Source organism: Arthrobacter sp. Rue61a (assembly GCF_000294695.2).
Lineage (GTDB): Bacteria > Actinomycetota > Actinomycetes > Actinomycetales > Micrococcaceae > Arthrobacter > Arthrobacter aurescens_A.
Map to the genome: position 1 here is coordinate 1,777,175 of NC_018531.1, position 20,512 is coordinate 1,797,686.

The window sequence follows — 20,512 nt, forward strand, 5'->3', positions numbered from 1 at the left end:
CCAAATCAACACGATGGTGTTGAATTGGAGGAACAAGATGATATTTAGGTACCGTAGTTTTGAACGGCCGGAAGGCCTACTGACTAACTAGACCAACGAGGTGACCAGATGGCTTTGACGCCAGAAGACGTTGTCAACAAGCGCTTTCAGCCGACCAAGTTCCGCGAAGGCTACGACCAGGATGAGGTTGATGACTTCCTCGACGAGATCGTTGTGGAACTTCGCCGCTTGAACCAGGAGAACGACGAACTTCGCAAGAAGCTCGGCGAAGCCGGATCGGCTGTTCCCGCAGCAACGGCTGCGGCCCCTGTTGTCGAGAAGGTTCCGGCCCCGGTCAAGGTTGACAAGGAAGCCGAGGCAAAGGCTGAAGCCGAAGCCAAGGCCGCCGAAGCTGCCAAGAAGAAGGAAGCCGAGCAGGCTGCAGCTGCCGCTGCAGCTCCCAAGGCACCCGCTGCAAGCAACGGCGTCACCCCTTCCGCTGAGTCCGCTGCAGGCCTGCTTGCGATGGCTCAGCAGATGCACGACAAGCACGTTTCCGACGGTGCGCAGCAGAAGGAAAAGATCATTGCCGAGGCTCAGATCGAGGCTTCCAGCCTCGTCAACGACGCCCAGGAGAAGTCCCGCAAGATCCTTGGTGCCCTTGAGCAGCAGCGCTCCGTTCTCGAGCGCAAGGTTGAGCAGCTCCGTGGCTTCGAGCGCGACTACCGTTCACGCCTGAAGGCCTACATCGAAGGTCAGCTCCGCGACCTCGACGCCCGTGGTTCCGTCGCTGCCCCTGAGGTTGGCGAAGCAACGGCCGACGTTTAGCAAGTATTCTGAAAGCCGGTGGCTGAGGACTCCTCGGCCGCCGGCTTTCGCTGTTAAAGCTGACATCAGCTAAAAACTGAAGGCAGCTGGAAACTGACAGCAGCCCACCACGCTTCCCGAATGAAAGCACTATGACCGACGACTTCACCGCTGAATCCACACAGCCGACGCCTGCCGGGCGCCGCAAGTGGCGTCCTGCCATGCTTTGGCTTTTTGCCGGCTTCGCCGTGTTCGCCTACGTTTTTGACCAGCTCACCAAACTCTGGGTGACCAGCACCATGACGGAGGGTGAGCGCATTCCAGTGCTGCCGCCGCTGCTGCACTGGTACTACATCCGTAACTCCGGGGCGGCGTTTTCCATCGGCGAGAACGTGACGTGGATCTTCACCATCGTCATGGCAGCCGTTTCCGTGGCCATCCTCTTTCAGTTGCGAAAGTTGGGCTCTGCCTGGTGGGCGCTGTCGCTGGGACTGCTGCTGGGAGGTGCCCTCGGCAACCTGACCGACCGCCTTTTCCGGGAGCCGTCCTTTGCCATGGGCCACGTGGTGGACTTCATCCAATTGCCAAACTTCGCCATCTTCAACATCGCAGACTCGGCCGTGGTGTCCGGCGTCGTCATTATCTGTCTCCTGACGCTGCGAGGCGTGGGCATGGACGGGACGCGCCATGTGGCCGCGCCCAAGCCGGCCAAGGATGCCAAGCCTGCCGGCGGCACTACCGGGGAGCCTGCTGGTGAGTAGATCCGTGGTGGTCCCCGAAGAGCTGGCCGGGGCCCGCGTTGACGCCGGCCTTGCCCGGCTTCTGGACATTTCCCGGTCCGCGGCGGCGCTGCTGATTTCCGAGGGAAACGTCACCAGCGGCGGAGTTCCCCTGGGTAAATCGGCAAAGCTCGTTGCCGGCGCAGTGCTTGATGTCACGGTTCCCGAGCGGCCGGATCCCTTGGAAGTCGTGGAGGAAGTTGTGGAAGGCCTGAAGATCCTGTTGGACGACGAGGATTTCGTTGTCATCGACAAGCCTGTGGGGGTTGCTGCCCACCCCTCTCCCGGCTGGGTAGGTCCCACAGTGGTGGGAGGCCTCGCCGGCGCCGGGTACAGGATTTCGACGTCAGGGGCTCCGGAGCGGGCGGGTATCGTACACAGGCTGGATGTGGGCACGTCGGGTGTCATGGTGGTGGCCAAAACCGAGCATGCCTACACCGTGCTGAAGAGGGCCTTCAAGGAACGCACCGTGGAGAAGGTCTATCACGCAGTGGTTCAAGGGCTGCCTGATCCGCTCGAGGGCACCATTGATGCGCCGATCGGACGTCACCCGGGCCATGACTGGCGTTTCGCCGTCATCGAGGACGGTCGACCCTCAGTGACCCACTACGAGGTCCTGGAGGCCTTCGGTAAGGCAACCCTGGTGGAAGTGCATCTGGAAACCGGCCGCACCCATCAGATCCGCGTGCACTTCTCCGCGTTGCGGCATCCGTGTGCCGGAGATCTCACCTATGGTGCGGACCCGCGGCTGGCTGCGAACCTGGGGCTGACCCGACAATGGCTGCACGCCCGTCAACTTGGATTCATTCACCCCCGCACGGGCGATTGGGTTGAAGTCAGCAGCGAATACCCGGCCGACCTCCAGTACGCCTTGGATCTGCTGGCTACAGGTTCCGCATAGACAGGATTCACTGCCCGGGTCCGACTTCTGTCTGAGACGGGACGGTAGACTGTCGTGGTGACTTCCAGCAATGATTCGTTCGTCCACCTGCACACCCACACCGAATACTCCATGCTGGATGGAGCCGCCCGGCTCGGTGAGTTGTTCGATGAGACCGAACGCTTGGGCATGCCGGCGCTGGCCACCACGGACCACGGGTATTTGTTCGGCGCATTCGACTTTTGGCGCAAGGCCACGGACAAGGGCATCAAGCCGATCATCGGCGTCGAAGCCTACGTAACCCCTGGTACCGCCCGCGGGGACAAAGAACGCGTGCGCTGGGGCGACGAAAGCCAGCGCAAGGACGATGTCTCGGGTGGTGGCTCGTACACCCACATGACGCTTCTGAGCTATAACAACGTAGGCATGCGCAACCTGTTCAGGGCGTCATCCATTGCCTCCTTGGACTCTGTCTTTGGTAAGTGGCCCCGGCTGGACAGGGAACTGCTCAACACCTACTCCGAGGGCTTGATAGCCACCACCGGGTGCCCTTCCGGAGAAGTTCAGACCAAGCTGCGGCTCGGCCAATACCGCGAGGCCGTCGAAGCCGCAGCGGAGTTCCGTGACATTTTCGGAGCAGAAAACTACTTCTGTGAATTGATGGACCACGGGCTGGACATTGAGCGGCGCGTTACCGGCGATCTCCTGCGCCTGGCCAAGGAACTCAACCTTCCGCTGGTGGCCACCAATGACCTTCACTACACGCACGAACACGACGCCAAGGCCCACGAGGCCTTGTTGGCTATCCAGTCCGGTTCCACGCTCCTGGAACCGACGTATGACAACGGGGGTTCCCGCTTCGCGTTCTCCGGCAGCGGCTACTACCTGAAGTCTCCGCAGGAGATGAGGGAGCTGTTCCGTGATCACCCGGAGGCCTGCGATAACACGCTGCTCATCGCCGAGCGCTGCGAAGTTTCGTTCAACACCGGCGCCAACTACATGCCACGCTTCCCTTGTCCTCCCGGGGAAGACGAGACCTCCTGGCTGGTTAAGGAAGTAGATACCGGCCTGAAGTACCGCTATCCGCAGGGTATTCCGGACAAGGTCCGCAAGCAGGCGGACTACGAGCTCGGCGTCATCACCTCCATGGGATTCCCCGGGTACTTCCTGGTGGTTGCCGACTTCATCAACTGGGCGAAGAACAACGGGATCCGCGTGGGTCCCGGCCGTGGATCCGGTGCAGGCTCCATGGTGGCCTATGCCATGCGCATCACCGACCTCGACCCCCTGCAGCACGGCCTCATCTTTGAACGCTTCCTCAACCCGGACCGCGTTTCCATGCCCGACTTCGACGTCGACTTCGATGATCGCCGCCGCTCCGAGGTGATTGACTATGTCACCAAGAAGTACGGCGACGAGCGCGTGGCAATGATCGTCACCTACGGAACCATCAAGACCAAACAGGCGCTCAAGGATTCCTCACGTGTGCTGGGATATCCGTTCAGCATGGGGGAGCAACTGACCAAAGCCCTTCCGCCTGCCGTCATGGCCAAGGACATTCCCTTGGCGGACATCCAGAACCCGGAATCCAAGCGTTACAGCGAAGCCGGGGATTTCCGCCAGCTGATCGCTACCGATCCCGAAGCCGCCAAGGTGTTCGAGACCGCGCTCGGCATCGAGGGCCTGAAGCGCCAGTGGGGTGTTCACGCCGCCGGCGTCATCATGTCCTCGGACCCCATCATCGATGTCATTCCCATCATGCGCCGCTTCCAAGACGGCCAGGTCATCACCCAGTTCGACTATCCGACGTCCGAAGGCCTTGGCCTGATCAAGATGGACTTCCTGGGCCTCCGAAACCTGACGATCATTTCGGATGCCCTGGAAAACATCAAGATGAACCGCGGCGTTGACCTGGACCTGGAAAACCTGGAACTCGACGACGCTGCGTCCTATGAGCTCCTGGCGCGCGGTGACACCTTGGGTGTGTTCCAGCTGGACGGCGGCCCCATGCGGTCCCTGCTCAAGCTCATGAAGCCTGACAACTTCGAAGACATCTCCGCAGTTCTTGCGCTCTACCGTCCCGGGCCCATGGGCGCCAACGCCCACACCGACTACGCCCTGCGTAAGAACGGGATCCAGGAAGTCATTCCCATCCACCCGGAGTTGGAAGAACCGCTCAAGGAAATCCTTGGCGGCACCTTCGGCCTGATCGTGTATCAGGAGCAGGTTATGGCTGTGGCCCAGAAGCTGGCGGGTTACTCGCTCGGCCAAGCCGACATCCTCCGCCGCGCCATGGGTAAGAAGAAGAAGTCCGAGCTGGACAAGCAGTTTGCCGGCTTCTCCCAAGGCATGCAGGATAACGGCTACTCCATGGCCGCCGTTAAGACGCTGTGGGACATTTTGCTCCCGTTCTCCGACTACGCCTTCAACAAGGCCCACTCGGCAGCTTATGGAGTCATCTCCTACTGGACGGCCTATTTGAAGGCGCACTACGCGCCGGAGTACATGGCCGCCCTGCTGACGTCCGTGGGTGACGATAAGGACAAGTCCGCCATTTACCTCAACGAGTGCCGTCGAATGGGCATCACGGTCCTCCCGCCGGATGTCAACGAATCATCGTTGAACTTCACCCCAGTGGGAACGGATATCCGCTTCGGCATGGGCGCCATCCGCAATGTGGGTGTCAACGTGGTGGATGCCATGGTGGCCGCCCGAAAATCCGAGGGCAAATACACGTCCTTCAAAGACTTCCTCCTGAAGGTGCCTGCCGTGGTGTGCAACAAGCGCACCATCGAATCCTTGATCAAAGCCGGAGCGTTCGACTCACTCGGCCATCACCGGCGTGCTTTGGCGATGATCCATGAAGAAGCCATCGATTCCGTGATCACGCTCAAGCGCAACGAGGCCATTGGCCAGTTCGATCTCTTCGCAGGCTTTGAAGACCAGGAGCCGGAGGCATCGCTGACAACGGAAATTCCGGACCTGCCCGAGTGGGAGAAGAAGGACAAGCTGTCCTTTGAACGGGACATGCTGGGACTTTACGTTTCGGACCATCCGCTGCAGGGACTTGAGGGCGTCCTCAGCCAGCACGCGGAACAGTCCATTACGTCGATTATCGCCGAGGACGGACCGCACGACGGCGCTATAGTCACCATTGCGGGCATGATCACCTCGCTGAGCCGCAGGATCGCCAAGGCCAGCGGAAACGCCTACGCCCGGGCAGAAATCGAAGACCTTGGCGCTTCCATGGAAGTCATGTTCTTCGGCCAGGTGTACGGGCCCATCGCTTCGGTCCTGGCTGAAGACTTGATCGTTGTGGTCAAGGGCCGGCTCCAGCGCCGCGATGACGGAGCGGTCACGTTGAACTGCATGGAGCTTTCCGTCCCGGACCTCAGTGAAAGCGTGAACGGTCCCGTGGTCATCACCATTCCTACGTTCAAGGCTACCGAGGCAGTAGTGACGGACCTGCGTGATGTGCTGCGCACCCACCGCGGAAACTCAGAGGTCCGGCTCAAATTGATGGGTGATACGAAGGTGGAAGTCATGGGCTTGCCGGTTCACATGCGAGTGAATCCCAGTCCATCACTCTTTGGCGACTTGAAGGTCCTGCTGGGACCTGCCTGCCTGGATAACTAAATCTCGCTGCTTCGACTAGATTTCATAGTCGATCGGCGTGGGTTTGCTATAGCTGCCGCTGTGGTAAAGCAGGGGAGTACCGTTATCGCCAACTTGCCCGTCGACAACTTCGACCACCACAACGGCGTTGTTCTCGAAAGACAGACGCATTTGAATCCTGCCCACGAGCCAGCCGCTGACGTCCTTGAGAATGGGCACGTCGTGGGGACCTGGTTCCCAGTGGTCGCCGTCGAAGCGGTCGCGGGTCCGTGCGAAGCGATTGGCGAGGGCTTGGTTTTCCAGCCCCAGCATGTGGACTCCTATGTACTCCGCATTGGCCACAGCCGGCCAGGAACTGGAGCTCCTGGCCATGTTGAACGTGAAGCGGGGAGGCTCGGCGGACAGGGAAGCCACGGAGGTGGCGGTGAAACCAAAGGGGCTTCCGTTGAGGTTGGCCGTGATGATGGCTACTCCTGCGGCATGCCGACGGAACATCTCCCTGAACGTCTGCTCGAAGCCGGATGGTTCGCTTGGCACGTCGGTTTTTCTCCTGAATCGGGGCTGCACTTCTCTCCTTCAGAGTATTCCTCCCGAACTGCGAGCCCCACATTTTTGTTGAGTCGGCGTGAACCTTTGTTAATGTGAGTTGCATGACCGAGCCCACCGTGCACGACCCAGCCGTTGCAGATCCGATGTCCGACTCCAAGCGGTGGCGCTCGAAAGACGTCCTCTGGCTGGTCCTTCCGGCGGCCTCGGGTGTGGTTGCCGGCGTGCTCTGGTGGCTTCTGGCTCCGGGTGGGCTGAATCTGGTCTCGGGCAATCCGGATCTGGCGAATGCGGCAAATCCTGATTCCTGGCTACCGCGCGACTTGGTCCTCGGAGCTCTGATGCTCCTTGCAGGGTGCCTCACCGGCGTCATGCTGGACGGAAAGCTGCAGGGTGACGGAGCCGGCAGGCGTCTGGCTTTCGCCCTCATCGGAGGTGCTTTGGGCGCTCTCATCGCGTGGTTGGTCGGGCTGCTCGCCGCCCAGTTGCTGGGGCCAGCGCCGGATCCGGCACTTGGCCCAGGGTTTGGCTTTACGCTCCGCTCCTACGCTGTACTGGTTCTATGGCCTGCTGCCATCGCGTTTATCACGTTCGTTCTGGCGCTGTTCGGGGTTCTGTCAAAGAAGACCGTAAAATAGCGGGGTGACCACTTCCTCGGATACTTCCGCCCCCACCACTGACGCCCTGAACTTCCGAAGCATCGACTTCCGGGGCCGCCACCTTTCGTTGGCGGAACTTCGCGCAGCTGTGCCAAGGGCGCAGCATCAGACAATGGCGGACGCGGAGCAGAAGGTCTTGGACATCATTGCCGATGTCCGCAGCCGGGGCTTCGCCGCCTTGGGTGAGCTGGCAAAGAAGTTCGACGGCGTGGTGCAGTCCCACCCCCGGGTTCCGGCGGAGGCCCTCACCCAAGCGCTGACCGATCTCGATCCGAAGGTCCGTGCAGCCCTGGAGGAGTCCATCAAGCGCGCCCGCCAGTTTGCTGACCAGCAGCGGCCCGCCAATGTGGATGTACAACTTGGCGACGGCGCCGTCGTCAGCCAAAACTGGATACCAGTGGGACGCGTTGGGCTCTACGTTCCCGGCGGACTCGCCCCTTTGGCGTCATCAGTCATCATGAATGTCGTCCCCGCAGTTGCCGCCGGCGTTGAGTCCATTGCACTGGCCTCTCCTCCGCAGAAAGACTTCGGTGGCCTACCTCACCCCACCATCCTGGCCGCAGCGAAGCTGTTGGGCATCGACGAGGTGTACGCCATCGGTGGTGCGCAGGCCATTGTGTCGTTTGCCTACGGAATCCCGGGAACCGACGATGAACTGCCCCTTGAGCCTGTTGACGTGGTTACAGGCCCCGGAAACATTTTTGTGGCCACAGCCAAACGACTCGTCAAGGGTGTGGTGGGCATCGACTCCGAGGCTGGAACCACTGAGATCGCCATCCTCGCCGACTCCACGGCGCAGGCCCCGTTGGTGGCCGCCGACCTCATCAGCCAGGCGGAGCACGATCCCAAAGCAGCTTCCGTCCTGGTGACGGACTCCGCGGAACTGGCTGACGCCGTCGTGCTTGAACTGTCACGGCAGGCCGCTGCAACAAAGCACAGTGCCCGCGTCCTTGAGGCGCTGTCCGGACCACAGTCCGGTGCGGTGCTGGTGGATGATCTTGAGCAGGGGATCGCGGTTTGCAATGCCTACGCCGCTGAACACCTGGAGATCATGACGGCGAACGCACCCACTGTTGCATCGCGGATCCGCAACGCGGGCGCGATCTTCGTGGGCGACTTCAGCCCGGTGAGCCTGGGGGACTACTGCGCAGGTTCCAACCACGTGCTGCCCACCAGCGGAACCGCGGCATTCTCTTCGGGCCTCAACGTCACCACGTTCCTCCGGGCAGTCCAGGTCATCAACTATGACCGCGCTGCGTTGGAGCAAGTCAGCGGACACATTGTGAGCCTGTCGGGCGCCGAAGACCTGCCGGGTCACGGTGACGCTGTCCGAATTCGCTTCGCTTAGGGGCGCAAAACACTACATATATGGGCACACACCACTACATGTAGTAATTACACGCTTGTCATTACGGTGTGGCGAACCGTAAACTGGTGCCGGAAGTGAAACTTCCGGCACCTTTTGCGTATCCGGCGTCCTGCCGCATCGATTCCGTGCCGGAGCTGTCAGGGGAGGCCCAGCGTGTATTGTCCGTTCTGCCGGAATCCCGACTCCCGCGTCGTCGATAGCCGCATGGCAGACGACGGCTCCTCCATTCGCCGCCGCCGCCAGTGCCCGGAATGCGGACGCCGCTTCACCACAGTGGAGACCACCAGCTTGTCCGTGATCAAGAGGTCGGGCGTCGGCGAGCCGTTCAGCCGGATCAAGGTCATCAGCGGAGTCCGCAAGGCATGCCAGGGACGCCCTGTCACCGAGGACGATCTTGCCATGCTGGCCCAGGAAGTCGAGGAGAATATTCGTTCCTCAGGCGCGGCGGAGATCGATGCCCATGAAGTGGGCCTTGCCATTCTAGGACCGCTCCGGAAGCTTGATGAAGTGGCGTACCTTCGTTTTGCCAGTGTCTATCAGGCGTTCGAATCCTTGGAAGACTTCGAGTCGGCCATCTCGCTGCTTCGCCATGAGGCAGAAGCGGCCAAGGCAGGCGCCAAAAAAGCCACAGGTTCAGAAAAGAGCCAACTCTAGCTCCGGTGGCGGCAGCGGAGGGGAAGCCGCAGCCACCACCGGCACAATCCGGGATCGGGTCTAGCGCCCGCCTGACACGGGAAGCACTGCTCCGGTAATGTAGCCGGCGTCCTCCGACATCAGCCACATCACGGCCGCAGCCACCTCTTCCGGTTCGGCTCCGCGACCCATCGGTATGGTTGGGTTGAGCCTCTCCACCCGGTCCGGCATTCCGGCCGCTGCATGAAGGCCGGTGTTGGTGCTTCCAGGGGCAATGGCGTTGACCCGGATACCTTGCTTGGCCACTTCGGCTGCCAAACCTACCGTCAAGACATCTACTGCGCCCTTGGTGGCCGCGTAGTGGACCCAAGTTCCGGGGGACCCGGCCTTGGTGGCTGTGGAGGAGATGTTGACGATGGATCCACCGATGCCGCCATTGTCCGTGGAGAGTCTCCGAACTGCTTCTTGGCACATGAAGATCATTCCCGCGACGTTGACATCAACAACCCGTTGCACGGTCTCCGCCGGAACTTCCACGAGCGTGCCGATAAGGTTCCCCGTGATGGCGGCGTTGTTGATGACGGCGGTCAGAGGACCCCAGCCAGCGGCTTCGTCGAACATACGCACGACGTCGTCCGGTTGGCTGACATCGGCTTGTATGGCACGGGCCTTCCCTCCGTGGGCCAGGATGTCGTTAACCGTCGTCTCCGCGCCCTGGCCATCCGCCGAGTAATTGACCATGACGTGATACCCGGCGGCCGCCGCGGCCTGTGCCACGGCGGCTCCGATCCCACGGCTGGCGCCGGTGACGATCGCGACGTCGGGCTTGCCGTTCCGGCTACCGGTCCTGCTGCCTGTCATGCCGCGATTACTTCGCGAGCTTGTGGTGCAAAGCGACCTCGAGAGCGGCACCGACGATGCCGGCGTCATTCTTCAATTTGGCGGTGACGATCTTGGTCCGCAGTTCGAGGTGCGGGAAGTACTCGTCGGAGCGCTTCGAAATGCCGCCACCCACAATGAAGAGTTCGGGGGAGAACAGGAACTCCACGTGCTGGAGGTAGCGGTTGAGAAGGACCCCGTACTCGTCCCAGCTGAGGCCATCGCGTTCGCGTGCCACGGCGGATGCCTTGGTCTCGGCGTCGTGTCCGTCCACTTCAAGGTGGCCGAGCTCGGCATTGGGGACCAACTGTCCGTTGAAGATGAAGGCCGATCCTATGCCGGTACCCAGTGTGATCACCAGGACAGTGCCGTCCACGCCCTCGCCGGCTCCGTAGCGGGCTTCAGCGAGGCCGGCCGCGTCGGCATCATTGATGACCTCTACGGGGCGGCCGAGGCGCTTGGTGAACGCGGCATCGATGTCGGTGCCGAGCCAGGTCTTGTCGACGTTTGCCGCAGAGTTGACTACGCCGTGCTGGATGATGCCGGGGAACGTGACACCCACGGGTGAGTCGGCTGCCGGAGCGTCGGGGCGGCTGGAGAGTTCCTCAACGATTTGGGCGACAACCTCGGCCACGGCCTCCGGAGTGGCGGGCTGCGGAGTGGGAACGCGGAAGCGGTCGCCAATCAGCTTGCCCTTCTTCAGGTCGACAATGCCGCCCTTGATGCCGGTGCCGCCGATGTCGATACCGATCAAAGGGGCGTTCTTATGGGTCTTCTCATCCTTCTTGGACAATGCATTTCCGATCATGGCAGGAGGGGATGGGCATGGCGCAGCCGCCCGGGCTGCGAGGACCTTCCGGAGAGCTCAGGGAAGGGTAAGGATTTCCGCGCCGGTCTCGGTGACCAGCAGGGTGTGTTCGAATTGGGCCGTTCGTTTGTGGTCCTTGGTGACGACCGTCCAGTCGTCGGCCCACATATCCCATTCGATGGTGCCGAGCGTCAGCATGGGTTCGATGGTGAACACCATGCCTGCCTCGATCACGGTGTTGTACGCCGGGGCTGCGTCGTAATGCGGAATGATGAGACCGGTGTGGAAGGCCTCACCCACGCCGTGGCCGGTGAAATCCCGTACTACGCCATAGCCGAAGCGTTTGGCGTAGGACTGGATGGCACGGCCGATTACGTTGATTTCGCGGCCAGGGGCCACGGCCTTGATGGCCCGGTTGAGCGACTCCTGCGTACGCTCAACCAGCAAACGGGATTCTTCGTCCACGTCGCCAACAAGGAAAGTGTAGTTAGTGTCCCCATGCACGCCGTTGATGAAGGCAGTGATGTCAATGTTCAGGATGTCGCCATCCTGCACCACGGTTGAGTCAGGGATTCCGTGGCAGATGACCTCGTTGAGCGAGGAGCACAGGGACTTGGGGAAGCCCCTGTAGCCGAGCGTGGACGGGTAGGCGTTGTGGTCCAGAAGGAACTCGTGCCCTACTTTGTCCAAGTGGTCCGTGGTGACGCCGGGCTGAATGTGCTTGCCTACCTCCACGATCGCTTGTGCCGCGATCTTCCCGGCAATCCGGATCTTCTCGATGGTCTCCGGAGACTTCACCTCGGAGCCTGTGAACTTGGCGGGTGCTTTCTTGCCGACGTACTCGGGCCTGGGAATCGACGCCGGTACGGGTCGTTCAGGGCTGATGGTTCCCGGGGTGAGGGCGCCAATGGGTGCAGTCGAAGCAAGAGAAGGCATAGATTGATCATATAAGGCACACAAGAGACGTAAGTAACAAAGTGTGGCCGGGTTCCTGTGACCCCGCCAACGTTACGCGTTGAAGGGCCCGAGGATCGAGGAGGAGACGTGACGGAGTACTGGTACAACGTCAAGACGCATGAGATCGAAGAGGACGCGATGTCCGATTGGACCCAGCTGATTGGCCCTTATAAAACCAGGGAAGAAGCCGAGCACGCCTTGGAAAAGGTCAAAGCACGCAATGATGCCTGGGATGCCCAGGATGACGACTAGCCAGGATGCCTAGAAGGAATGCTCCGGTCCGGGGAACTGGCCGGACCGGACATCCTCACCATAGGCGGCAGCGGCATCGCTCAGCGTGGTGCGAAGGTCTGCGTACTGCTTGACGAACTTGGCCATTTTGCCGCCCCGCAAACCTGCCATGTCCTGCCATACGAGAACCTGGCCGGTGGTGGTCTTGCCAGCGCCGATACCGACGGTGGGCACCCGCAGTGCGGCGTCGACGGCGGCTGCTGTCTCGGCAGGCACCATTTCCATGAGGACGCTGAAGGCGCCGGCGTCCTGCAACGCGACGGCGTCGTCCACGAGCCGCTGGGCGTCATCGCCGCGGCCTTGGACGCGGTAGCCGCCAAGGGAGTGTTCGCTTTGCGGTGTGAATCCGATGTGAGCCATGACGGGAATGCCTGCCTGGACCATGGCCCTCACAGTGTCCGCGTAGTAGGCGGTTCCCTCAATCTTGACCGCGTGCGCCAGTCCTTCTTTCAGGAACCGTACTCCGGTGGCCACTGCCTGCCCGGGGGAAACCTCGTAGCTGCCGAAAGGCAGGTCCGCCACGATCAGCGCACGCTTCGCCGACCGGCTCACGGCACGTGTGAGGGGAAGGAGCTCGTCCACGGTGACGGGAAGGCTCGTCTCGTTGCCGTACACGTTGTTGGAAGCCGAGTCGCCCACCAGGAGGACTTCGATTCCCGCCTGGTCAAAGATTTCAGCGGTGTACTGCTCATATGCCGTCAGCATGGCGAAGTGTTCGCCGTTGTCCTTGGCCTGCTGCAGGTGGTGAATCCGGACCCTGCTGATCGGCTTCCTGCCGGCTGCTGATGCCGCTTGCGCCGCTGCTGCTGGACCGGTGCCGTAGGGTGCGGGAACTTCGGCGGGCGTGGTGGACTCAGGAAGGTTGCTCGGGGCCATGGATAGAGCCTAAGCGGTGCCGACGGAGGCTGCCACCAGTGTGCCGGGCGTCACCTTATGTAAACGCTGTGTTACGCGGAGCTTCCGCTGCGGCATTAGCACGGAACTCTTAGTAGAGTGAAGGCTGAGCTGCCGTGGCTTCTATCCCTTGAAACCAGCGGCATGGACACTGAACCGGAAAAGAGGCCCTATGGACCGCCAGCAAGAGTTCGTTCTGCGGACGATCGAAGAGCGTGACGTGCGCTTCGTACGCTTGTGGTTCACCGACGTCGTGGGTTCGCTTAAATCGGTGGCGCTTGCGCCCGCCGAAGTTGAGGGCGCCTTTGAAGAGGGCCTTGGCTTTGACGGTTCCGCCATTGAGGGCCTCGCCCGCGTGTTCGAGTCGGACATGCTCGCGCAGCCGGACCCCTCCACCTTCCAGATCCTGCCGTGGCGTGGCGAGACCGAGCAGACATCGCGGATGTTTTGCGACGTCCTCACTCCCGACGGTGAGCCCTCTGCGGCGGACCCCCGCAACGTCCTCAAGAGGACCCTTGCCAAGGCCGCCGACATGGGTTTCACCTGCTACACCCACCCCGAGATTGAGTTCTACCTGTTGAAGTCCAAGGAGTTGGGCCCTGACGGTGCTCCTGTTCCCGTGGACGAAGGCGGCTACTTTGACCACGTACCGGGCGGCGTAGCGCAGGACTTCCGCCGTACCGCCGTCACCATGCTCGAGTCCGTGGGCATCTCCGTGGAGTTCAGCCACCACGAGGGCGGTCCGGGCCAGAACGAGATTGACCTCCGTTATGCGGATGCCCTCCAGACCGCGGATAACATCATGACGTTCCGCACGGTCATCAAGGAAGTCGCCCTTCAGCAGGGCACGTACGCCACCTTCATGCCCAAGCCGTTCACGGACCACCCCGGTTCCGGCATGCACACCCACTTCTCGCTCTTCGAAGGCGACACCAACGCGTTCTTCGAAGCCGGAGCCGAGTTCCAGCTGTCCAAGACGGCGCGCCAGTTCATTGCCGGAATCCTGAAGCACGCCCCGGAGTTCACGGCGGTCACCAACCAGTTCGTGAATTCCTACAAGCGCCTTTGGGGCGGCGGCGAGGCACCGAGCTACTTGAGCTGGGGCCACAACAACCGCTCGGCATTGGTGCGCGTTCCGCTGTACAAGCCCGGCAAGGGCCAGTCCGCACGCATCGAATACCGGGGCATCGACAGCGCAACCAACCCGTACCTGGCCTACGCCGTACTTCTCGGTGCCGGCTTGAAGGGTATTGAGGAAGGCTATGAACTTCCGGCTGCAGCCGAAGACGACGTCTGGTCGCTGACCACTGCGGAGCGCAGGGCCATGGGGCATGCGCCGTTGCCGGCCAGCCTCCACGATGCCATTCGCGCCATGGAGGAATCCGAACTGGTGGCCCAGATTCTGGGGGAGCAGGTGTTCGAGCACTTCCTGCGCAACAAGCGTGCAGAGTGGCAGGACTACCGCCTTCAGGTCACCCCGTACGAGTTGCAGCGCAACCTCGGCATTCTCTAGGCAGGGCCAATGAGCCTCGCGCGTCGGCTCATCTCAGCCGGATTCAGTGACCTCGAAAAGGGCGAACGGTTTCTTGCTGCCCCGGAACTTGACGGGATCGACGAGGACGCCTTGTTCGCCGGGCTGTCCTTGTCGGCCAGCCCGGATACCGCTCTCCAGTCCCTGGTAAGGCTGATTGAGAAGAATCCGGGGCTAAAGAAGCTGGCTGCGGCTGATCAGGACACCAGCGAGCCTATGTATCGGCTCCTGGGTGCCTCGGAGGCGCTGGGGGAGTTTCTCATGCGCCGGCCGGAGCATCTGGATGTCTTCAATGTCCGGGTCAGTCCGGAGCCGCTCCAAGCATCCTATGAAGAGCTCCGGGCGATGCTGCTGCGCTCCGTGAAAGCAGAGCCCGGCGCCCAGCGCCCGGTGGCCGGGATAACCGGCCTGCCGGCATACGCAGCCTTGCGGAGCGCGTACCGCCGCGGTTTGACGGAGCTTGCCATCAAGGACATCTGCGCGGCATCACCAACGGACTTCATGCCTGCAGTTGGTGCCGAGTTGGCAGATCTCGCCGGTGCTGCCATTGAGGCCGCCCTCGCGGTATCCCGGGCGGAAGCTGCAGCCCAGTTCGACGCAGCCGAGATCGCAGACATCGGGCTTGCCGTCATTGGCATGGGTAAGTGCGGCGCCCGGGAGCTGAACTACATTTCCGACGTCGATGTCATCTACGTCATCGAGGCAGGGGAGGTGGACGACGCACGCGCGTCCACTATAGGCACCGCCCTCGCGTCCGGTATCTCCAGGGCGATCTCCTCTTCTGCGCCGGAACCAGGCCTGTGGGAAGTCGACGCCAATCTTCGTCCGGAAGGAAAGTCCGGGCCGCTGGTTCGCACCCTTCCCTCGCACTTGAGCTATTACGCCCGGTGGGCCGAAAGTTGGGAGTTCCAAGCACTGCTGAAGGCGCGGACCATTGCCGGCGACCAGGAACTCGGTCAGCGCTACGAGAAGGCCGTGGAACCGCTGGTCTGGGCATCCGCAGGACGTGAGGGCTTTGTGGAGTCGGTCCAGGCCATGCGCCGCAGGGTGACCGACTACATTCCGGCAGCCGAAGAACAGCGTCAAATCAAGCTGGGGCGCGGTGGCCTCCGCGATGTTGAATTCACGGTGCAGTTGCTGCAATTGGTACACGGAAAGTCCGACGAGTCACTTCGGTGCCGTGACACCACGTCTGCTATTGCGGCGTTGTCTGCCGGTGGTTACATCGGCCGGACTGACGCAGCGGCCTTCGACAATGCCTACCGCTATTTGCGTCTCCTGGAACACAGAATTCAGCTGTTCCAACTGCGTCGAACCCACCTCATGCCTGTCACCGAGGATGCCCAGCGCTTCCTTGCAAAGGCCGTCCTGGGTCCGTTTGCGCTGGAGCGACCCCATCCCGACCAGCTGATGGCCACCTGGCAAAAAACCAAGAAGGCCGTCCGCGAACTTCACGAGCGGATCTTCTACAGGCCGCTGCTCAACACCGCGGCAAAGCTGAGCAGCGAGGACGCGAAGCTCAGCCCGGAGGCAGCCCAAGGTCGTCTTGCAGCGCTTGGTTACGTGGACCCCCAAGGTGCCATGCGGCACATCGAAGCACTCACAGCGGGCGTCAGCCGGCGTGCGGCACTGCAGCGGCAGCTCCTGCCGATCCTCCTGGGGTGGCTCGCCGAGGGCGTTGATCCCGACGCCGGACTGCTCGCCTTCCGTAGGGTCAGCGAAGCCCTTGGAACCACCCACTGGTATTTGGGCCTGCTCCGGGATTCCCAAGCGGCAGCCGAGCGACTCTGCCAGGTGCTGGCTAATTCCCGCCTGATTTCGGACCTGTTGGAAGTATCGCCGGAGTCCGTTGCCTGGCTGGGCAGCGACAAAGAACTGGCACCGGTTCCTTTTGAAGCCCAGTGGCAGGAAATCCGGTCCAAGCTTTCCCGTCATGAGGATCCCGAGAGTGCCATGAGGCTGATCCGGTTGATCCGGCGTCGCGAAATCCTGCGCACCGCGGTCGCGGATAGTGCCGGGTTGCTGGACCAGGATGCCGTGGGACTGGCCTTGGCCGAGACGGACCGGGCAGCCGTTCTAGGGGCGTTGCATGTAGCGGAGTCCGTCATTGCGGCGACTGGTCCTTTGAAAACCGATGTCCTGGTGGTGGCGATGGGCCGGCAGGGTGGCCGCGAGATCGGCTACGGCTCGGACGCGGACGTCATCTACGTGCACCGTGCCCGTCCCGGGTTCACTGATGCTGAGGCCCAGGAACAGGCGACGGCGATCGTCGCCAAGCTTTCCAGCTTCCTCACCCAGCCGCTCAAGCCCGCGATCATGGCCGAACGAGTGCTCATGGTGGATGCCGACCTGCGGCCCGAGGGCAAGAACGGTGCCATGGTGCGGTCTCTGGACTCCTATGCGGAGTACTACCGACGGTGGTCCCTGACTTGGGAGGCGCAGGCACTGCTGCGGGCCCGCCCGATGGCAGGCTCGGACGATCTTGCCGACGACTTCGTACGCCTCATCGATCCCATCCGGTACCCCGAGCAACTCGCGGAGCAGGACGTCCGGGAGATCCGCCGTATCAAGGCCAGGGTGGAGTCCGAGCGTCTGCCTCGTGGCGCCGATCCCGCCAGGCACGTCAAGCTTGGCCGAGGCGGCCTGAGCGACGTCGAATGGCTGGTTCAGTTGCTTCAACTCCAGCATGCAGGCAAGCACCCGGAGCTGCGGACTTCGTCCACTCTGGACGCCCTGGCTGCTGCGGAAAAGCTGGAACTTATCGCTGAAGACGACGCCCAGCTCCTGCGGGAAGCGTGGAGACTCGCCAGCCGCATTCGTTCCGCGAATGTCATTGTGACGGGACGGGCATCGGATCTTTTGCCATCATCGCGCAAGGACCTCGAGGCCGTGGCACGCTGGTGCGGATACGAACCCGGGAACGCGGGCCACTTCGAAGAGGACTATCTGAGGCTTAGTCGTCGCGCCAGGGGCGTTTTTGAGAAAGAGTTCTACGGCAACTGAGGCGTGGCGGCGGAGGCTTTTTCCCGGGCATGCCGCAGCATGGCGACCACCGCGGCTCCTGGCGTCAACGCGCCGTCAATGACGTATCCCTCCTCGCGGTCCTTAAGTGTCTCCACCATTCGTTGGCGCCATGACAGCAGTTCACCGAGGTAAGCAGGCGCTTGGGCGAGGTTTTTCCTCTCCTGGGGATCGGCGTCGAGATTGAACAGTTCTTCAGTCCCTTCACCGGAACCCCAAATGTATTTGTGGTGGCCATCGGTCAACCAGTGCAGGTTCTGGCCCCAGTACACGTGTTCGCCGTGAAGGACATCCCTGACGGCTCCGGTGCTCTCGCCCCGGACGATGCTTGCCAGTGATTCTCCGTCCACGGAATCCGGGATGGGCAACCCGGCGAGGTCCAACAGCGTGGGCATGATGTCCCTGAGTTCCACCACGTGGTCCACCACCGTTCCGCGTGCGGCCTGCTGAGCGGACGGGGAATTGGCGATGATGAACGGTACCCGGGCGGATCCTTCGTAAGGGACCGCCTTGCGGAACATATGGTGATCACCCATCATTTCGCCGTGGTCGCTGGTGAAGGCGATCACGGTGTTGTCATGCAGGCCGAAGTCGGCCAGTGACTCCTTGATCCGGTTGACCTGCAGGTCGATCTGGGCCATCAGCCCGTAGTAGCCCGCCCTGGCTCTGTGGACAACGTGGTCAGGGATCCTGCCGTAGCTGGCTTGGTAGTTTCCGTCCTGCCGATGCTCGTCCCAGTGCTGTTCCCAGTTACCTTCCACCGGTTCATACGCCGGTATGTTGAGGTACTGTTCGAAGGCCCACGACGGCGGATCGTACGGTGGGTGCGGGCGGTGAAAGGAAAGGTAGAGGAAGAAGGGCTTTACAGGATCGCGCCGGTGCATCCATTCGATGGCCTGCGTGCCGATCCAATGCGTGGGATGCAGATTCTCGGCTTTGTCCCAAGGACGGGCGACAATCGAATTGCAATTGACGCCGTGATCAAAATACTCGGCGTCCGGACCCATCCCGGGTTGTCGTCGGAGCCACGGCACGTAGTCATCAAACATGGCGAAGTTCTGATGGTGTTCCTGCCTGGCATGGTGAAGGTATCCGTCGTGCAGGACAACGTCATCAAAGTCGAGCCTGGAGCGTTCCGGCCACACGTGCATCTTTCCGATGGCCTGGGTGTGATAGCCGCCTTTCCTGAATTCGCCTTGCAGGGTCACTGGATGGACGGCATGAAAAGGTACGCCGTCGTTGTACCCGACGCGGCCATGCCTTTCCTGTGATTGGCCGGTAAACAATGCCGCGCGGGCAGGTACGCATGACGGTGTAGCAGAATAGCCCTTGGAGAACCGGACACCGTTTCGGGCAAGGTCGTCCAGGTGCGGTGTCTCCACATAGGGGTGGCCGTCCGAGGACAAGCAGTCGCCCCTCCACTCATCGACGCAAATGAGAATGACGTTGGGCTTGCTCATCGGAAGTGGTCCCTTGGTCGTCGGAAACGGTTGAGACAACCCTAATAGGAGAACTTCTGCGAATGCTTGAATATGACTCGGATGGCGTGTTTTCGATCGAGAGTGATCACAGTGGGCAAGGCGATGTCTGGCTGATTCCCCTCAAAATGCTCGACGACGACGCTCGCGCCATTCAGCTCGGGGCAGTTGCGGAGTTGGCTGTGGAAGCAAAGCAGCGGGACTTCGTCGGGGATCCGCTGCGTATGATGCTCATTTCCCTGGAAGAAGAGTCTCGCCTCCCGTACGTCATTGAGTCAGGAGGAGTTGCTGTTGGTGTGCTGACCCTCCAGTCCGGCGCGGCCATGCTCGCGGGCTGGCCCGACGACGAGTCGGTGTGGTTGTTGAGGGGATTCCTGATAGACACAAGAAGCCAAGGGCGCGGCCTCGGTACCCTGGCTGCGCGGGCCGCAGTGGAGGAAGCGCGAAAGGTGACGGCCAGGCTGGGAGGCGGGCAGGCCGGCGTCGTGCTTTCTGTCAACGAGCGTAATCCGGCAGGGTTGGCGGCGTACTCGAAAGCCGGATTCAAGGACGCGGGGCGTTACCTGGGTGGTAGCGCGGGTCCACAGCGGACCATGTACAAGGCTTTCTTGCCGGAGGTCTCAGCGCCCGCTGAACCTAGTGACGTCAATGAAAGTTGACGCTCACTATACCGTCAACTATGGTTGACGGCATGGAGGTGGACCGGATGAAAACGTTAGTGGGATCAATGGACGGCATGGGCCCGGCTGAGGCGCTGTACGCCGTTGCGGAGTTGCAGAAGGAAGTGGGCCGAGCCGAGGCTTCGCTGGTGCGCGCCGCCCGGCAATCAGGCTTGTCGTGGGAAGCGATCGCGCTCTGCCTCGGGGTGAGCAAGCAAGCAGTGCACAAAAAGTACGGAAAGCGGTAACGCGCCGTTCGCCCAGGGGTGCGCCGCCGCAACCGCCCCCCGCACGCTAAGTATCCTTATAGACTTCTTGTGTATCTGTTCTCAACGCATAGGGGAAGTACATGGAATACAACGGAAATCCGTCGGAGAAGGCCATTCCCGCCGGAGAGCTGGATCGGCGTCACGTGGGCCATTCTGTGAGCTTTCAGCCCAATGATTTCACCGTCGTCTTCGGCACGATCGCGGGCATCGCAAGGACTGAAGCCCTTGTGTACCTGTCCCTCGACGGAGTTGCCGGTGGTACTCATCTGAAAGACGAATACGACCTGCCCATCGATAAGAACGTGTATCTTCAGTTGGACCCGCTGGGCAGCGCGGAAAAGGGGCTTTCGGAAGCAGCCAGTTTCGTTAAGGAGAAGCTGGACGACATCACCAAGAATCTCAGGGATCGCGACCAAGGCAAGTCCGAGTAGTCCGAACCCACAAAGAAGGCCAGTCTC

At 61.6% G+C, this 20,512-nt stretch carries 19 protein-coding genes; 13 read left to right on the forward strand and 6 right to left on the reverse strand.

Annotated elements, in window-relative coordinates; genetic code table 11:
• Nucleotides 1-108: 108 nt before the first annotated feature.
• From ARUE_RS08155 to dnaE, 4 genes are all read left to right on the forward strand, one after another.
• Complete coding sequence (locus tag ARUE_RS08155) at nt 109-807, forward strand: DivIVA domain-containing protein (RefSeq protein ID WP_011774424.1); 699 nt, start codon at nt 109-111, stop codon at nt 805-807.
• Nucleotides 808-938: 131 nt separating this feature from the next.
• Nucleotides 939-1,547: a signal peptidase II gene (gene lspA, locus ARUE_RS08160; protein ID WP_011774425.1), complete on the forward strand. Its 609-nt coding sequence runs from the start codon at nt 939-941 to the stop codon at nt 1,545-1,547.
• Nucleotides 1,540-2,466, forward strand: coding sequence for an RluA family pseudouridine synthase (locus ARUE_RS08165; RefSeq protein ID WP_043470019.1), 927 nt, complete (start codon nt 1,540-1,542; stop codon nt 2,464-2,466). The genes lspA and ARUE_RS08165 overlap by 8 nt, the downstream gene beginning before the upstream one ends.
• Nucleotides 2,467-2,523: 57 nt before the next feature.
• Nucleotides 2,524-6,081 (forward strand): DNA polymerase III subunit alpha, encoded by a 3,558-nt coding sequence (dnaE, locus tag ARUE_RS08170; RefSeq protein WP_043470021.1) that lies wholly within the window; start codon nt 2,524-2,526, stop codon nt 6,079-6,081.
• A 15-nt stretch (nt 6,082-6,096) separates the two neighbouring features.
• Here the strand turns inward: dnaE and ARUE_RS08175 are convergent, their stop codons facing one another.
• The gene (locus tag ARUE_RS08175; protein WP_011774428.1) at nt 6,097-6,597 is read right to left on the reverse strand and encodes a flavin reductase family protein; all 501 of its coding nucleotides are present in this window, start codon (nt 6,595-6,597) and stop codon (nt 6,097-6,099) included.
• A gap of 113 nt (nt 6,598-6,710) precedes the next feature.
• On the opposite strand from ARUE_RS08175, the gene ARUE_RS08180 reads away from it, so the two are divergent.
• The 3 genes from ARUE_RS08180 to nrdR all read left to right on the forward strand — a co-directional run bounded on the left by ARUE_RS08180 (nt 6,711) and on the right by nrdR (nt 9,288).
• On the forward strand, nt 6,711-7,244 hold the full coding sequence (locus ARUE_RS08180) for a hypothetical protein (RefSeq protein ID WP_014921369.1): 534 nt from the start codon (nt 6,711-6,713) through the stop codon (nt 7,242-7,244).
• Nucleotides 7,245-7,248: 4 nt separating this feature from the next.
• A complete protein-coding gene (hisD, locus tag ARUE_RS08185) occupies nt 7,249-8,613 on the forward strand; it encodes a histidinol dehydrogenase (protein WP_014921370.1) in 1,365 nt (454 codons plus the stop codon).
• A gap of 174 nt (nt 8,614-8,787) precedes the next feature.
• Nucleotides 8,788-9,288, forward strand: a complete 501-nt coding sequence (nrdR, locus tag ARUE_RS08190) for a transcriptional regulator NrdR (protein ID WP_011774431.1) — start codon at nt 8,788-8,790, stop codon at nt 9,286-9,288.
• Nucleotides 9,289-9,348: 60 nt separating this feature from the next.
• On the opposite strand, the gene ARUE_RS08195 is transcribed toward nrdR, so the two are convergent.
• The 3 genes from ARUE_RS08195 to map all read right to left on the reverse strand — a co-directional run bounded on the left by ARUE_RS08195 (nt 9,349) and on the right by map (nt 11,890).
• Complete coding sequence (locus ARUE_RS08195) at nt 9,349-10,128, reverse strand: SDR family oxidoreductase (RefSeq protein WP_014921372.1); 780 nt, start codon at nt 10,126-10,128, stop codon at nt 9,349-9,351.
• Nucleotides 10,129-10,135: 7 nt separating this feature from the next.
• Nucleotides 10,136-10,939: a polyphosphate--glucose phosphotransferase gene (gene ppgK, locus ARUE_RS08200; RefSeq protein ID WP_043470023.1), complete on the reverse strand. Its 804-nt coding sequence runs from the start codon at nt 10,937-10,939 to the stop codon at nt 10,136-10,138.
• Between the two features lie 72 nt (nt 10,940-11,011).
• On the reverse strand, nt 11,012-11,890 hold the full coding sequence (map, locus tag ARUE_RS08205; protein ID WP_014921373.1) for a type I methionyl aminopeptidase: 879 nt from the start codon (nt 11,888-11,890) through the stop codon (nt 11,012-11,014).
• A 108-nt stretch (nt 11,891-11,998) separates the two neighbouring features.
• Here map and ARUE_RS23700 point away from each other — a divergent pair, with 108 nt between their 5' ends.
• Complete coding sequence (locus ARUE_RS23700) at nt 11,999-12,163, forward strand: SPOR domain-containing protein (RefSeq protein WP_011774435.1); 165 nt, start codon at nt 11,999-12,001, stop codon at nt 12,161-12,163.
• Nucleotides 12,164-12,172: 9 nt separating this feature from the next.
• Here ARUE_RS23700 and panB read toward each other — a convergent pair whose 3' ends face one another.
• Nucleotides 12,173-13,078, reverse strand: a complete 906-nt coding sequence (gene panB / locus ARUE_RS08210) for a 3-methyl-2-oxobutanoate hydroxymethyltransferase (protein WP_011774436.1) — start codon at nt 13,076-13,078, stop codon at nt 12,173-12,175.
• Nucleotides 13,079-13,268: 190 nt separating this feature from the next.
• On the opposite strand from panB, the gene glnA reads away from it, so the two are divergent.
• Together glnA and ARUE_RS08220 are read left to right on the forward strand one after the other, a co-directional pair.
• Nucleotides 13,269-14,609 (forward strand): type I glutamate--ammonia ligase, encoded by a 1,341-nt coding sequence (gene glnA, locus ARUE_RS08215; protein ID WP_011774437.1) that lies wholly within the window; start codon nt 13,269-13,271, stop codon nt 14,607-14,609.
• 9 nt (nt 14,610-14,618) lie between these two features.
• A complete protein-coding gene (locus ARUE_RS08220; protein WP_014921374.1) occupies nt 14,619-17,630 on the forward strand; it encodes a bifunctional [glutamine synthetase] adenylyltransferase/[glutamine synthetase]-adenylyl-L-tyrosine phosphorylase in 3,012 nt (1,003 codons plus the stop codon).
• Here the strand turns inward: ARUE_RS08220 and ARUE_RS08225 are convergent.
• Nucleotides 17,618-19,108 (reverse strand): arylsulfatase, encoded by a 1,491-nt coding sequence (locus tag ARUE_RS08225; RefSeq protein WP_014921375.1) that lies wholly within the window; start codon nt 19,106-19,108, stop codon nt 17,618-17,620. The two genes, ARUE_RS08220 and ARUE_RS08225, sit on opposite strands and share 13 nt — an antisense overlap.
• 62 nt (nt 19,109-19,170) lie before the next feature.
• On the opposite strand from ARUE_RS08225, the gene ARUE_RS08230 reads away from it, so the two are divergent.
• From ARUE_RS08230 to ARUE_RS08240, 3 genes are all read left to right on the forward strand, one after another.
• The gene (locus ARUE_RS08230) at nt 19,171-19,785 is read left to right on the forward strand and encodes a GNAT family N-acetyltransferase (RefSeq protein WP_014921376.1); all 615 of its coding nucleotides are present in this window, start codon (nt 19,171-19,173) and stop codon (nt 19,783-19,785) included.
• Between the two features lie 32 nt (nt 19,786-19,817).
• Nucleotides 19,818-20,033 carry a hypothetical protein gene (locus tag ARUE_RS08235; protein WP_043471114.1) on the forward strand — a complete coding sequence of 72 codons (216 nt, stop codon included), beginning with the start codon at nt 19,818-19,820 and terminating at the stop codon, nt 20,031-20,033.
• A 101-nt stretch (nt 20,034-20,134) separates the two neighbouring features.
• Entirely contained in the window at nt 20,135-20,485 is a 351-nt protein-coding gene (locus tag ARUE_RS08240) for a hypothetical protein (protein ID WP_011774442.1), read from the forward strand.
• Nucleotides 20,486-20,512: the final 27 nt, after the last annotated feature.

Coding starts and splice junctions, on each gene's coding strand:
- ARUE_RS08155 (WP_011774424.1), top strand. CDS start 109: ATGGCTTTGACGCCAGAAGACGTTGTCAACAAGCGCTTTCAGCCGACC.
- lspA (WP_011774425.1), top strand. CDS start 939: ATGACCGACGACTTCACCGCTGAATCCACACAGCCGACGCCTGCCGGG.
- ARUE_RS08180 (WP_014921369.1), top strand. CDS start 6,711: ATGACCGAGCCCACCGTGCACGACCCAGCCGTTGCAGATCCGATGTCC.
- ARUE_RS08195 (WP_014921372.1), bottom strand. CDS start 10,128: ATGACAGGCAGCAGGACCGGTAGCCGGAACGGCAAGCCCGACGTCGCG.
- map (WP_014921373.1), bottom strand. CDS start 11,890: ATGCCTTCTCTTGCTTCGACTGCACCCATTGGCGCCCTCACCCCGGGA.
- panB (WP_011774436.1), bottom strand. CDS start 13,078: ATGGCCCCGAGCAACCTTCCTGAGTCCACCACGCCCGCCGAAGTTCCC.
- glnA (WP_011774437.1), top strand. CDS start 13,269: ATGGACCGCCAGCAAGAGTTCGTTCTGCGGACGATCGAAGAGCGTGAC.
- ARUE_RS08220 (WP_014921374.1), top strand. CDS start 14,619: ATGAGCCTCGCGCGTCGGCTCATCTCAGCCGGATTCAGTGACCTCGAA.
- ARUE_RS08225 (WP_014921375.1), bottom strand. CDS start 19,108: ATGAGCAAGCCCAACGTCATTCTCATTTGCGTCGATGAGTGGAGGGGC.
- ARUE_RS08230 (WP_014921376.1), top strand. CDS start 19,171: ATGCTTGAATATGACTCGGATGGCGTGTTTTCGATCGAGAGTGATCAC.
- ARUE_RS08235 (WP_043471114.1), top strand. CDS start 19,818: ATGGAGGTGGACCGGATGAAAACGTTAGTGGGATCAATGGACGGCATG.
- ARUE_RS08240 (WP_011774442.1), top strand. CDS start 20,135: ATGGAATACAACGGAAATCCGTCGGAGAAGGCCATTCCCGCCGGAGAG.